Genomic DNA, 13,726 nt, shown 5'->3' with positions numbered 1-13,726 from the left:
CGGAACCGGGCAACGGATTTATGAAAAACCGGACCGCCCATAAAAGGGGCGGCCCGGCATAACAGCATTAAAGGGTACGGGTAATATGTTCGACGCGGAACGCTTCGATCGTATCGCCTGCACGGATGTCGTCGTAATTTTCGAACGCCATACCGCATTCCTGACCCATCGGCACTTCGGACACTTCATCCTTGAAGCGCTTGAGTGTCTTGAGCTTGCCTTCGTGGATAACCACGTTGTCACGAATGAGGCGGACGCCTGCACCACGTTCAACCTTACCATCCACCACACGGCAACCGGCAACCTTACCGACCTTGGTGATGTTGAAGACTTCGAGAATCTCAGCATTACCAATGAAGGTTTCACGGCGTTCTGGCGACAGAAGACCCGACATCGCTGCTTTCACATCTTCGATCAGATCGTAGATGATGTTGTAGTAGCGAATTTCGGTGCCCTGCTGGTCGGCTGCATCACGCGCCTGCTTGTTGGCACGCACGTTGAAGCCGATGATCGCGGCATTGGAGGCCTCGGCCAGCGACACGTCGCTTTCCGTGATACCACCTGCACCCGAATGAACGATGCGCGCACGCACTTCGTCGGTGCCGAGCTTTTCGAGAGCGGAGATAATCGCTTCGACCGAGCCCTGCACGTCGCCCTTGATGACAAGCGGGAATTCCTTGGTGCCCGTCACCTGCAACTGGCTCATCATCTGCTCAAGCGAACCGCGCTGACCAGACTGACGTGCCACGGCCTTATCGCGTGCCAGACGCTGACGATATTCGGCAATTTCACGGGCCTTGGCTTCATTGGCAACAACCGCGAAGCGGTCACCAGCCTGTGGCGTGCCCTGAAGACCGAGAACTTCCACCGGCATTGCAGGACCAGCTTCCTTGACATGATCACCACGGTCGTTGACCAGAGCGCGCACGCGGCCCCATTCATTACCGGCAGCGATAATATCACCCGGACGAAGCGTACCCTTCTGAACCAGAACGGTTGCAACAGAACCACGACCGCGATCAAGCTGCGCTTCGATGACAACACCTTCAGCCGTACGGGCCGGATCAGCCTTCAGGTCAAGAATTTCGGCCTGCAACAGAACAGCTTCAAGCAGCTTGTCGAGGTTCAGCTTCTTCTTGGCCGACACTTCAACATCGAGCACTTCACCGCCCATGGTTTCCACGAACACATCGTGCTGAAGCAAGGCTGTGCGAACCTTCTGCGCATCGGCTTCCGGCTTGTCGATCTTGTTGATGGCAACGATGATCGGCACACCAGCCGCCTTGGCATGGTTGATCGATTCAATCGTCTGCGGCATCACGCTGTCATCGGCTGCGACCACCAGAATGGCGATGTCGGTTGCCTGTGCACCACGTGCACGCATTGCCGTAAACGCTGCGTGGCCCGGTGTATCGATGAAGGTGATTTTCTGACCGTTCTGTTCGACCTGATAGGCACCGATATGCTGGGTAATGCCGCCTGCTTCGCCGGAGACCACATTGGCCTGACGAATCGCATCCAGCAAAGAGGTCTTGCCGTGATCGACGTGACCCATGATGGTGACAACCGGTGGACGCGAAACCATTGCACCCTGATCGTCTTCCACGTTGAAGATACCTTCTTCAACGTCCGACTCAGCAACGCGCTTCACGGTGTGGCCGAATTCTTCAGCGATCAACTGCGCCATATCGGCATCGACCACATCGCCCGGCTTCATCATCTGGCCCTGCTTCATCAGGTACTTGATAATGTCAACCGAACGCTCGGTCATACGCTGTGCGAGTTCCTGAAGCGTAATCGTTTCAGGAATAACCACTTCACGCGAAATCTTTTCGCGGGTTTCCTGCATCTGCGAGCGCTTGAACTTTTCCTGACGGCGACGCATTGCCGAAAGCGAACGCGAACGGCCTTCATCTTCCAGATTGCTGGAGATCGTCAGCTTGCCGCGGCGGCGGTCGTCTTCACCCTTCACCACCTTTGGTGCACGCACTTCCGGCTTGGCAGGGGTGCCACGACGGGCGCCTGCCGGACCGCGACGATCATCGTCATCCACATTGCCACCCGGCTTGCGCTGCTGGCTCTGTGGAAGCGGCTTGTTTGCCGTTGGAATAACGTCTGCAATCGCCGGCGATGCCGGGCGCTGACCTTGTCCCTGACCGGGACGACCACCCTGCTGTGGGCGACCGGAATGCTGCGGACGTCCACCCTGCGGCGTGGCGCGCTGATCATCACGACGTTCCGGAGAACGCGTTTCTGTCTGTGGGGCGCGCTTGGCTGCTTCCGCTGCGGCGCGTGCCTTGGCTTCCGCTTCCGCCTTCAGACGTGCTTCTTCTTCAGCCTGACGGCGAGCGGATTCTTCACGTTCCTTGGCACGACGTGCATCCTCTTCGGCGCGGCGCTTGGCTTCTTCGGCAGCGCGCACGCGATCTTCCGCATCACGAACCAAAGCACCTTCAAGCGCACGGCGGCGTGCATCCATTTCTGAACGCGACAGCGTGTTGAGCACCATGCCTGAGCGATCAGACGGACGCGGGCGCTGCTGCTGGCCGGAGCGCTGTGGCTGACCAGAGCGAGACTGCTGCTGGCCCGGACGCTGATGCTGTGCTGTCTGCGGGCGCGGTGCAGCGGCGGCAGGTGCCGCAGGCTTTGGCGGCTGCGGCGCGGGAGCGGCCGGTTTTGCTGCAACCGGAGCTACTGGCGCAGGCGCCGGTGCTGGCGTTGCCGCTACCGGAGCCGGCGCAACAGGAGCCGCAGGTGTTGGGGCGGGTGCTGCAACGGGTGCTGGAGCCGCAGGCGCAGGCGCTGCAGGCTTGAGTGCCGGCGCTTCCGCTTCAGGCTTCTCATCAGGCCGTGAGAACTTGCGCTTCTTCGTTTCAACGACGACAGCCTTTGTGCGGCCGTGGCTGAAATTCTGGCGCACGGTGCTCTGCTCAACGCCTGGGCGCTTAATGGTCAGCGTCTTCTTGGAGTTGACGCTCAGCGTCTTGTCGTCGTTTGTTTTATCGCTCATTACGTTTCCGTTTCCTTCGCAGCTTCTGCTGCTTTACCCGAGCATTATCCCACGCGATCAGATCATTTTGAATAATGCTCCGGTCATCCACCTCAGCGCATAATCCGGTTAGGCCAATCAAGCCGACAATCCGGTTCATGCTCCAGAGCGGATCCTATATTCTCGGAATTCAAGAGAACCGCTCTACTAATTTATACCACAGCAGTGTCGGACTGCCGTTTCAATTCGCCGTTTCAATTCACTGGGCTTTCACCTCGATAGCGATGCAATAAAAGCAATCGTTGCACGACCCCGGCGGCTGCCTTTGTATCGAGCACGGCTGCATGTATCACATTTCCACCCCCAAATGCCAAATCCATTTCTTCCCCCTTGAAAAGAGAGAAGGCCGGGATTTCGGGGCCATCCATATGCACGACGACACGTCGCGCCTGATCTAGCTTGCGCACACCATCTGTGGCGGCTTCCTGCGCGTGCAGCACCAGAGCCGCAGCGCCGGAGCGGATCGCCTGATCCACTTTTGTCGATCCCGATACCACAGCACCCGACTTGCGGGCCAGCGCCAGACTGCCCAGTGCAGATTTCGTCAGCAACTGGTCAACCAGTGCGCCAAGATCCGCCTGCGGCGTTACACCTTCCTTCAGCGCCCGCGCAAACAGCTTGCGCTTGACAGCTTCGTCCACCAGACGCCGTTCCGCCTTGACCCAGCAGCCCCTGCCCGGCAGGTTACGCTTCAAGTCCGGCACAACCGAACCATCAGGACCGGCCACAAAACGGATCAGATCATCCGCAGAACCGCTTTCGCGTGTGACGATACAGGTTCTGTCATTCATATCCTGCTCCACACGCGCTGCCGACTTTGCCATGAACTGCCTTTTATTCAACTTACGTAACTGGCAGCGGCCTAGCAGAGGTAAAGCCACATCACAATATCAAACTCAATTTAGAGCGTTTCCTGTTTTGAGTGAACAAGGAAACGCTCTAAATATTTTACGAAGCGGCTTCTTCTTCGCCTGCTTCAAGCTCTTCCTCGACTTCCGTCGCGACCAGCTCGTCTTCGGTGATCCAGCCAGCCTTCAAACGTGCCGTCAGGATCATCTGTTCCGCATCAACGCGCGACACATCGAACGACGACAGGATACCGCTGTGTATAACGGTCTCGTTTTCCTTGCGCTCACGCCAGCCGACCAGATCGTCAACCGCATAACCGGCGAAGTCTTCGATGCTCTTCACGCCATCTTCGCCAACCGCAACCAACATGGCTGTGGTGAGGCCCGGAAGCTCGCGAAGTTCGTCTTCAACGCCCAGTTCTTTGCGGCGCTCATCCTGTTCGGATTCGATACGCTCAAGATATTCGCGGGCGCGATCCTGAATTTCACCAGCCGTATCGTCATCGAAACCATCGATGGAGGCGATTTCACCCGGCTCAACGTAAGCAATTTCCTCAACAGAGGCAAAGCCTTCCGAAGCCAGAACCTGACCAACCATCTCATCAACGTTGAGGGCTTCCATGAAGAGGTTCGAACGCTCAGCAAATTCCTTCTGGCGACGTTCGGATTCTTCGTCTTCGGTCAGGATGTCGATGTCCCAGCCCGTCAACTGCGACGCAAGGCGCACATTCTGACCGCGACGACCAATTGCCAATGATAATTGGTCATTCGGAACCACAACTTCAATACGTTCCGCATCTTCATCGAGAACAACCTTGGCAACTTCAGCAGGCTGAAGCGCATTGACGATGAAGGAAGCCGCATCTGGCGACCATGGAATGATGTCGATCTTTTCACCCTGCAATTCGGCAACAACGGCCTGAACGCGGGAACCACGCATACCAACGCAGGCACCGACCGGATCAATCGACGCATCACGCGAAACAACGGCGATCTTGGCGCGCGAACCCGGATCACGGGCAACCGACTTGATCTCAATGATGCCGTCATAAATTTCCGGCACTTCCATGTTGAACAGCTTCGCCATGAAAGATGGATGAGTGCGCGAGAGGAAAATCTGCGGACCGCGCTGTTCGCGACGAACGTCATAGACATAAGCGCGGATACGGTCGCCATAGCGGAATGCTTCACGCGGGATCAGCTCGTCACGACGAACAATTGCTTCCCCACGGCCAAGATCGACAATCACATTGCCATATTCAACGCGCTTGACGGTGCCGTTGACGATTTCGCCGACACGATCCTTGAATTCATCATACTGGCGGTCACGCTCGGCTTCGCGGACCTTCTGCACGATGACCTGCTTGGCAGACTGCGCAGCAATACGACCGAAGTCCATTGGAGGCAATTGATCAGCGATGAAATCACCGACCTGCGCATCCGGGTTGCGGTCGCGGGCCGTGAACAGCGAAATCTGCGTGGAATAGTCTTCGACAGTCTCGACCACTTCGAGCAGGCGCTGGAGCTTAATCTCACCGGACTTTGCATTGATGTCGGCGCGAATGTTGCTTTCCTGACCATAACGCGAGCGCGCTGCCTTCTGGATCGCATCGGCCATGGCCGCAAGAACGATCTCGCGGTCAATTGACTTCTCACGTGCGACCGCATCGGCGATCTGCAGAAGTTCCAGCCTGTTTGCACTGACTGCCATAGGTCTCTCCTTGGTGACGCATCCGGCCTTCTTCGAGTACCGGACGCCTGAAACTCACTTTGAAACTTATTTCTTTTCCGTTTCAGATTCCGCTGAACCTGCTTCTTCCGTATCGCCGCGCAGACCATCGCCCAGATCATCACCGGGAATGCGGCCTTCACGCAAAGCTTTGTCCTTGCGCAACGCATCACGGATCAGATCATCGGTCAGAACCAGACGCGCATCCGCAATCAGATCGAAGGGAATGCGAACGACGGGCTCATTGCCATAGGAAATCTGATCGCTTTCGATCACGACCGAATCGCCATCGCCGATCACGATACGACCGCGAAATTTTTTGCGGCCCTCATGAACAATCGACGTTTCGACCTTTGCGATGTGCCCGGCCCAATCGGTAAAATCGGACTTGCGCACCATCGGACGATCAATACCCGGCGACGAGATTTCAAGATGATACTTGCCGCTGATCGGATCTTCGACATCGAGAACCGGAGCCACGGTGCGGCTCAACAATTCACAATCCTCAACCGTCATGGTGCCGTCAGACCGCTCGGCCATGATCTGCAATGTCTGGCCATTGAGGCCGGAAAGGCGCACACGCACAAGGCGGAAACCCAGCGTATTGATCACCGGCTCCACAATGGATGCTATTTTTGCATCGATGCCCGTTTCGCGAATGATACGCTCATCTGCGGTTACGGCCTCAGCTGCCTGTTCGTGTTCGCTCACTCGATAAACCTTCTTCACTGGGCCGCAGGTAACAAAAAAGAGCGGGTCCGGGAGGGCCCACTCTTGTTCAAACGACCAAGAATTTGAGACTTATATACCAGCCGATGCTGATTTTTTCAAGACCCGCATCTGAGATAGATTACAGGCGGATGAAAGTGAGGTAGGCCGCACGGCGACCTTCCCGAAATGCCTTGGCTTCATAACGGGTTCCCGGCCAGCCATCATAGGCATTGTTCCAGTCGTCCGGGCCTTGTGCCTGCCACTCAAAAGCCGGATGTCTGCGGCAATGCTGAAGCGTCCAATTGACATAATGTTCGATATCGGACGCAAAGCGGAATTTTGCACCAGGCTTCAGCAGACGTGCGAAACGATCGAGATTGGCATCACTGACAAAGCGCCGCTTCCAATGGCGACGCTTGTGCCATGGATCGGGATAAAACAGGTCAATTCCAGAAAGCGACGCATCCGGCAGCCAATCGAGCACATCGGTCGCATCTTCATCATAGAGGCGAAGATTCGGGCGTGGCGCGTCATGAAGCGCTGTGAGCATTTTTGCCATACCGTTGACGAAAGGCTCGACACCGATAAAGCCAGACTGCGGATAACGGCCGCTCTCATGATGGAGATGTTCGCCACCACCAAAGCCGATTTCCATACGCACATTTTCAACCGGCGCATCAAACAACGTCCGCAAATCCTGCGGTGCAGGTGTGTCGGGGTCAAGTTTCAGGCGCGGCAGCAGATCCTCAAACAGACTGTTCTGATGCGGACGAAGCGGCTTGCCATGACGGCGGCCGAAAAAATTTCCGGCCGCACGTACGGGATGATTTTCATCGCTCATTTAAAAACAGTCACGCTGAAAGAGCGCTCTTCAATGCCTTTGTGAGATCGGTTTTTTCCCATGAGAAAGAACCATCACGACCCGGCTTGCGGCCAAAGTGACCGTAGGACGACGTCTTGGCATAGATCGGCTTGTTAAGATCAAGATGTTTGCGGATGCCGCTTGGCGACAGGTCCATAACCTTGCGCAGGGCGTCCTCAACGGCTGCTTCTTCCACCTTGCCCGTGCCATGCAGATCGACATAGACGGAAAGCGGCTGTGCGACGCCGATAGCGTAGGAAAGCTGGATCGTGCAACGGTCTGCAAGATTGGCAGCAACGACATTCTTGGCAAGATAGCGCGCGGCATAAGCTGCGGAACGATCAACCTTGGTCGTGTCCTTGCCCGAGAAGGCACCGCCGCCATGCGGAGCTGCGCCGCCATAGGTGTCCACGATGATCTTGCGGCCTGTCAGGCCTGCATCGCCATCCGGTCCGCCGATGACGAATTTGCCGGTCGGGTTGATGTACCAGTTGCAGTTTGCGGCAATCGGAAGATCGCCAAGCGCCTCGCGAATATAGGGTTCGACAACGGAGCGAACCTTGCTGGAATCCCAGCTTGCATCCAGATGCTGTGTGGAAAGAACGATCTGGGTTACTTCCGCAGCCTCGCCGTTCTCATAACGCACGGTTACCTGGCTTTTGGCATCAGGGCCGAGCTTGCCCGGATCGCCTTCGCCCTTGTGGCGGGCTTCTGCGAGCTTTTCGAGAATCTTGTGCGAATAATAAATCGGCGCCGGCATGAGATCAGGGGTCTCGCGGCAGGCATAGCCAAACATGATGCCCTGATCGCCCGCACCTTCTTCGCCCTGACGGTCGGCTGCGTTGTCCACGCCCTGCGCAATATCGGCAGATTGCGGGTGCAAAAGCACATCAATCTTCACGGTGCGCCAGTTAAAGCCGTCCTGCTCATAGCCAATTTCGCGGATCGCTTTACGCGCCGCTGAACGGAAACGTGAAGGATTGATCAGCGGGTGACCATTCTTGTCATGCGCAATTGTGCCGTCCTTATTCTTCTTCAGGAACGTTTCAGGCACGCGCACCTCGCCGGCAATAACCACGCGATTGGTGGTGGCCAGCGTTTCACATGCGACGCGGACGGACCAGGGGTCAACGCCCGAACGGCGCGCCTCCTTGTAGATCATGTCTACGATTTCATCGGAAATACGATCGCAAACCTTGTCCGGATGACCTTCGGACACCGATTCGCTGGTGAAGAGATAAGAACTGCGCGACACGGGTAACCCCTCTTGAAAATCCAACGGACGACGATCCGTTATGGAAACACAGTAGCGCCCGGAACAATAAACAGGGTCCGGGCACATGTTTGTGTTAGCGAAGTTGGGATTAAACCGTCAATGCATATTCTTGTTGCGACACCGCGTTGCCGGAAAAAATTTGCCCGGCAAACGCTTTTTTTGGCGTGGCGACGGGTTATTCGCTCTCGGCCGCCAGTGACTTCACCAGATCGATAATCTTGCGGCGCACTTTCGGATCGGCAATTTTTGTAAATGCGCGCGTCAGCTGCACGCCCTCATTTGAGCTGAGGAAATCGACAACATAGGTCGCTTCATTGTCTTCGGCAAAGCCTGGCTGCGTGCTGGCATTGGAACCCGGTGCATCTTCAAAAAAGAAGGAAACAGGGACCGTGAGAACAGAGGAAATTGCCTGAAGACGGCTCGCGCCAACGCGATTGGTGCCTTTTTCGTATTTCTGGATCTGCTGGAATGTAATGCCAAGGCTTTCGCCCAATTTTTCCTGACTGAGACCCAGCATATTGCGACGAAGGCGGATGCGGCTGCCCACATGCACATCGATGGGGTTGGGTTTCTTCTTATTCTCAATCATACAGTGTCACTCCTCGCAACAGCGAGCTTTCATTCATGGCCTGTTCATGTGAACAGGGATAAAAATCAATATGGGAGGTAGTCAGACGAGTTCGCGCAATTAACCGTCACCGCGCTAATATAACAGCTTAACAAAATTGCCGTGTCAATGAAAACGCCTGCTGAAAGGCAGCCTGAACCACACGCATATGGCGAGTAGGGTTAACAGAACTGCAAGAGTCTGTTTGCCACCGGGGGCATTGCCCCAAAATGGCACACGTTCCTCCGGCAGATAGGCATCAATGACGCCCACCGCATCAAGCGGTAACTCATCTATGATTCGACCGTAAGAATCCACCACAGCCGAAATGCCGTTATTGGCCGCACGAACAAGCGGCAGCCCCTGTTCGACAGATCGCACCTGTGCCTGCCGGAAATGCTGATAAGGCCCCGGCGTGTCTCCATACCATGCGTCATTGGTAACATTGACAATCGCCGTCACCTTGCGGCCCGTATAAGACAGTTCATCAGGGAAAATCGCCTCATAGCAGATCAGCGGCAGGAAGGTCTGCCCTTCCATGACATTGATTGCGTGGCGCGTCTTGGCAGCGGTGAAGCCACCGGGCAATTCCACCACTTCCTGCAAGCCCCAACTGCGCAGCGTCCGCTCAAAAGGCAGATATTCGCCAAAAGGCACCAGATGCACCTTGTCGGTATAATCAATGATTGTACCCTGGCTGTTGATGGTCAGGATGGAATTATAATAGCGTGGCTCGCGACGCGGAACGCGTTCCTCCCTCACTGCCCCTGTCAACAGCACCTGATCATCGTCAATCACTTCAGAAATGCGTTGAAGCGCATCGGGCGTCAGCGAAAGGATATAGGGAACTGCGGTTTCAGGCCAGATAACGACATCGGGCCTTGGCTTGCCCTCAGCCGGCAGCTGTTTTGTCATGGCAATGAACTTGTCAAAAATCGCGCGGCGTTCGTTATCATCCCATTTCAGGCTCTGTGAAATGGAGGGCTGAACCACGCGGATTGAAAGCGTAGTACGCTCCGTATCAGGCGCTGGTGCACGCGATAACGTCCATGCGCCAAAGCCAATATGGGCAGCAAGCAAGATTGCGGCCAGAGCAATGCCGCTTTTGGCCAGACGCCCGCCGCTCAACAATGCCGGTGCGGAAAAAACAAGGGCCGCAAGCGCACTCATTCCAACCAGACCCACAATCTCGACCGATTGCATCATCATCGGTGTGGGCATGAGCGCATAGCCCAGCGCATTCCACGGGAAGCCGGTGAAAACAAAGGTTCGCAGCCATTCGACAAAGCCAAAGGCGAAAGCAATCGCGAAGATGCGTCCAATGCCCTGCGACCAGAACAGGCGCGCGATCATCGCAGCCAACCCATAGAAAATCGCAAGAAATGCAGGCAGGCCAAGAACGGCTAAAGGAACCGCCCAGGCAAATTGCTCTGCATCGACAAGAAGGGCCGTGCCGATCCACCACAGGCCCGACACGAAATAGCCAAAGCCAAAACACCAGCCGATGAAGCCTGCGGGAAAAAACCGCCTTATCAGGCCTTTGTTCTTATCGGGGATAGCACCGTCAATCAGCCAGACCAGAAGCGGAAAGGCAACGAAACCGGCAATGGCAATATCAAAGGGCGGCTGCGTCAGCGTTGCGACAGCGCCACTGAGAAAAGCAACCAGCGCACGGCGCCATCCGCTCAATGAAGAGATCCTTCCCGCAAATCTCTCGATCATCAGGCCTCTTTGGATGTTTCCGAGGTGTTGCCGGATGCATCATCGGCGCCCACCGTGGATGGATGTCTGTGATTGTCCGCTTCAGAAAGCGGTACAATACGCACGCGTTTGACGCGCCGCGGATCGACCTCAAGCACATGGAACTCGTAGCCGGGGATCGCCTGTACGACTTCACCGCGCAACGGAATACGGCCAAGGACGGAGAAAATAAGGCCACCGACCGTATCGACATCCTCCCCGTGTTCACCCGCTTCAAAGGACGGGCCGATCTTCTGTGTGAGTTCATCAAGGTCCGCGCGTGCATCAACGACAAACACGCCATCGGCTTCTTCGGCGATCATGATTTCTTCGTCGTCATGTTCATCTTCGATGTCGCCGACAACCATTTCAACGATGTCTTCCAGCGAAGCCAGGCCGTCAGTGCCGCCATATTCGTCGATGACCAGTGCCATCTGGATGTGCGCTGCCTGCATGCGCGCCATCAAACCGCTCGCCATCATTGAAGGTGGCACAAACAGCACCTTGCGCATGAGATCAAGCTCGCCAATCGTTTTGCTAAGATCAATGCGGCCTATATCGAACTTGGCGGGGCCTGCTTCACCGGCATCGCTTTGCGTGTTCTGACGCGCCTGTCTGGTGATATAATTGAGAACATCGCGGATATGGATCATGCCGCGCGGATCATCCAGCGTTTCAGCATAGACCGGCATACGCGAATGACCGGAGGTTTCAAACAGTTCCAGCGCTTGCCAGAGCGGTGTGGAAATTTCTATCGCCACAACATCAGCACGCGGGATCATCACGTCTTCGACACGGATTTCCCGCAGGCGCAGGATGTTGTTGAGCATCGCCTTTTCTTCAGGCGAGAAAGCGGAATCCTGTTCGCTTTCAGTGCTTGAAAGCGCATCAGCGAGATCTTCACGCAGGGAAGATGAGTGCCGCGAACGCATAAATGGAAAAATATTTGCCAGAAGGGATCGCTTTTCGCTCGATTGCGAGCGCTGCGTACTTTGCCCCTCAGTGTCCTGTGTGTCGCCTCGGCTATCGCCAGCGGTGGATGAGTTGTTTTGGTCAGCCATGATCAATCTGTTTCAATGTTCACATCGGATACAGCATAAGGGTCCGGGATGGCAAGAGCATGAAGGATTTCGCGCTCGCGGCTTTCCATCTCCTCGGCCTCATCATCGGTCTCATGATCATATCCCAAAAGATGCAAAAACCCATGCACGACCAGATGCGTGAGATGGTTATCGAGCGGCTTTCCCTCCTCAACAGCCTCGCGTTCAACCGTTTCGCGCGCGATGATGATATCGCCAAGCATCGGGCCTGGCTGCTCGCCAGCCTTTACAGGGTAAGCCGGGAAGGACAGCACATTGGTGGCCTTGTCCTTGTTGCGCCACTCGGCATTGATCTTGCGGATGGAAGCATCGTCGGTAAAAACCAGACTGAGTTCGCTCTTGGCGGGTTGAAGCCCAAGATTATCCCAGGCCGCCTCCACGGAGCGCTGCACAAGTCCTTCAAGGACTGTTTCTTCCGGCCAGTTGCCGGCTTCGATCATGATATCGATTTGGATCGCGTTGTCTGACACTTCTGCCGCGGCTTGCGATGAAACAGCCGCTCTATCCTTCCAGTTGTTAAAAGAAGCGTCCGCTAAAAAGCGGACGTAATATTTTTAAATCGTCATTATTCTACGCGAATACAAGAATAATTTTGAATTATTCTGACCGGGCATGCTTTTTCGCATCATCGTCGTAAGCGCCAACAATGGCGGCCACCAGTGGATGGCGCACAACATCCTTTTCGGTAAAGCGCACCTTGACCACCGAATCCACACCCTCAAGAACGCGCAGCGCCTCGACAAGACCGGATTTCTGACCGGGCGGAAGATCGATCTGGCTTGGATCGCCATTGACCATCATGCGCGAACCTTCGCCAAGACGGGTCAGGAACATCTTCATCTGCATGGAGGTCGTATTCTGTGCTTCGTCAAGAATGACAGCGGAATGCGCCAATGTGCGACCACGCATGAAGGCAAGCGGTGCAATTTCGATCACGCCAGCGGTAATGGCGCGTTCGACCTTTTCCGCAGGCATCATGTCGTAAAGTGCATCATAAAGCGGACGAAGGTAAGGATCGACCTTTTCCTTCATGTCGCCCGGCAGAAAGCCGAGACGTTCGCCTGCTTCAACAGCCGGACGAGACAGAATGATGCGCTCGACAAGGCCGCGCTCCAGCAGCATGGCTGCATGAGCAACTGCGAGATAGGTTTTACCTGTACCCGCGGGACCAACGCCAAAAACCAGTTCCGAGCGTTCAAGCGCACGCATATAAGCGTCCTGAACCGGCGTGCGTGCAAAGATTGTTTTCTTGCGCGTCGAAATCTGAGCTGAAGAAAGCTTACCCTTGTTCTCAAGGGTGGGCAGTATCAGCTGATCATCGGCAGCAATGGCCATGCGCAACGCGCCATCCACATCGGATGGCCCAAGTTCATGGCCCTTCTGCAAGGTTTCGTAGAGATTATCCAGCGCACGCCGTGCCTGTTCGGTTGCGGTGGGTTCTCCGCGAATGGAGAGCTGGTTGCCCTTTGAACGCACATCAACGCCGAGCTTCTGCTCAATCCGTGCCAGATTCTCATCGAACTGGCCGTAAAGCGCACTGGCAAGACGGTTATTGTCGAATGTAAGGACGATATGGGCCATATCGGAGGCCCCGGATGCGGCGCCAGTTGCAGAACTTGGCGCAGAACTGGCAGCCGGGCTTGAAATTGTGTTTGTTTGCGTATGGATGGTTGGCTTGGCAGGCTTAAGTTTTTCCGTAGCGCTCAAACGCATCTCCCAAAGGTTCACGCATTGCAATCGCAGTCTTGGCAGGACGTTCGGTCAAAGGCTACGCACCGCGACTACTGCCTGAACAACATCATGC

The 13,726-nt window shown here is 55.6% G+C and carries 11 protein-coding genes; all 11 read right to left on the bottom strand.

What is annotated here, in order from left to right; genetic code table 11:
* Positions 1-67 precede the first annotated feature (67 nt).
* On the bottom strand, positions 68-3,010 hold the full coding sequence (gene infB / locus ABE527_RS00565; protein WP_499695795.1) for a translation initiation factor IF-2: 2,943 nt from the start codon (positions 3,008-3,010) through the stop codon (positions 68-70).
* 233 nt (positions 3,011-3,243) lie between these two features.
* Positions 3,244-3,873, bottom strand: coding sequence for an RNA-binding protein (locus ABE527_RS00560; protein ID WP_265982551.1), 630 nt, complete (start codon positions 3,871-3,873; stop codon positions 3,244-3,246).
* A gap of 124 nt (positions 3,874-3,997) precedes the next feature.
* Complete coding sequence (nusA, locus tag ABE527_RS00555; RefSeq protein WP_265982550.1) at positions 3,998-5,608, bottom strand: transcription termination factor NusA; 1,611 nt, start codon at positions 5,606-5,608, stop codon at positions 3,998-4,000.
* A gap of 66 nt (positions 5,609-5,674) precedes the next feature.
* A complete protein-coding gene (gene rimP / locus ABE527_RS00550; RefSeq protein ID WP_265982549.1) occupies positions 5,675-6,337 on the bottom strand; it encodes a ribosome maturation factor RimP in 663 nt (220 codons plus the stop codon).
* Between the two features lie 139 nt (positions 6,338-6,476).
* Positions 6,477-7,178: a tRNA (guanine(46)-N(7))-methyltransferase TrmB gene (gene trmB, locus ABE527_RS00545; RefSeq protein WP_265982548.1), complete on the bottom strand. Its 702-nt coding sequence runs from the start codon at positions 7,176-7,178 to the stop codon at positions 6,477-6,479.
* 10 nt (positions 7,179-7,188) lie between these two features.
* The gene (gene metK / locus ABE527_RS00540; protein WP_265982547.1) at positions 7,189-8,454 is read right to left on the bottom strand and encodes a methionine adenosyltransferase; all 1,266 of its coding nucleotides are present in this window, start codon (positions 8,452-8,454) and stop codon (positions 7,189-7,191) included.
* A 196-nt stretch (positions 8,455-8,650) separates the two neighbouring features.
* Positions 8,651-9,064, bottom strand: a complete 414-nt coding sequence (locus tag ABE527_RS00535; protein WP_265982546.1) for a helix-turn-helix domain-containing protein — start codon at positions 9,062-9,064, stop codon at positions 8,651-8,653.
* 144 nt (positions 9,065-9,208) lie between these two features.
* Positions 9,209-10,804, bottom strand: coding sequence for an apolipoprotein N-acyltransferase (gene lnt / locus ABE527_RS00530; RefSeq protein ID WP_499695794.1), 1,596 nt, complete (start codon positions 10,802-10,804; stop codon positions 9,209-9,211).
* Complete coding sequence (locus ABE527_RS00525) at positions 10,804-11,883, bottom strand: hemolysin family protein (RefSeq protein WP_499693236.1); 1,080 nt, start codon at positions 11,881-11,883, stop codon at positions 10,804-10,806. Before ABE527_RS00525 ends, lnt begins: the two co-directional genes overlap by 1 nt.
* Before the next feature lie 2 nt (positions 11,884-11,885).
* Entirely contained in the window at positions 11,886-12,392 is a 507-nt protein-coding gene (gene ybeY, locus ABE527_RS00520; protein WP_499695793.1) for an rRNA maturation RNase YbeY, read from the bottom strand.
* A 127-nt stretch (positions 12,393-12,519) separates the two neighbouring features.
* The gene (locus ABE527_RS00515; RefSeq protein WP_265982541.1) at positions 12,520-13,629 is read right to left on the bottom strand and encodes a PhoH family protein; all 1,110 of its coding nucleotides are present in this window, start codon (positions 13,627-13,629) and stop codon (positions 12,520-12,522) included.
* Between the last annotated feature and the right edge of the window lie 97 nt (positions 13,630-13,726).

The organism is Brucella sp. TWI432 (assembly GCF_039674445.1).
In the GTDB taxonomy this organism is placed as follows: Bacteria; Pseudomonadota; Alphaproteobacteria; order Rhizobiales; family Rhizobiaceae; genus Brucella; species Brucella chromiisoli.
Note: the sequence above shows the minus strand (reverse complement) of the source record. Positions and strands in the feature narration are given on the sequence as shown.

What these genes read in the sequence shown, in the direction of transcription:
- ABE527_RS00560 (WP_265982551.1), bottom strand. Translation starts at nt 3,873, where the DNA reads ATGGCAAAGTCGGCAGCGCGTGTGGAGCAGGATATGAATGACAGAACC.
- infB (WP_499695795.1), bottom strand. Translation starts at nt 3,010, where the DNA reads ATGAGCGATAAAACAAACGACGACAAGACGCTGAGCGTCAACTCCAAG.
- ABE527_RS00535 (WP_265982546.1), bottom strand. Translation starts at nt 9,064, where the DNA reads ATGATTGAGAATAAGAAGAAACCCAACCCCATCGATGTGCATGTGGGC.
- lnt (WP_499695794.1), bottom strand. Translation starts at nt 10,804, where the DNA reads ATGATCGAGAGATTTGCGGGAAGGATCTCTTCATTGAGCGGATGGCGC.
- ABE527_RS00525 (WP_499693236.1), bottom strand. Translation starts at nt 11,883, where the DNA reads ATGGCTGACCAAAACAACTCATCCACCGCTGGCGATAGCCGAGGCGAC.
- trmB (WP_265982548.1), bottom strand. Translation starts at nt 7,178, where the DNA reads ATGAGCGATGAAAATCATCCCGTACGTGCGGCCGGAAATTTTTTCGGC.
- nusA (WP_265982550.1), bottom strand. Translation starts at nt 5,608, where the DNA reads ATGGCAGTCAGTGCAAACAGGCTGGAACTTCTGCAGATCGCCGATGCG.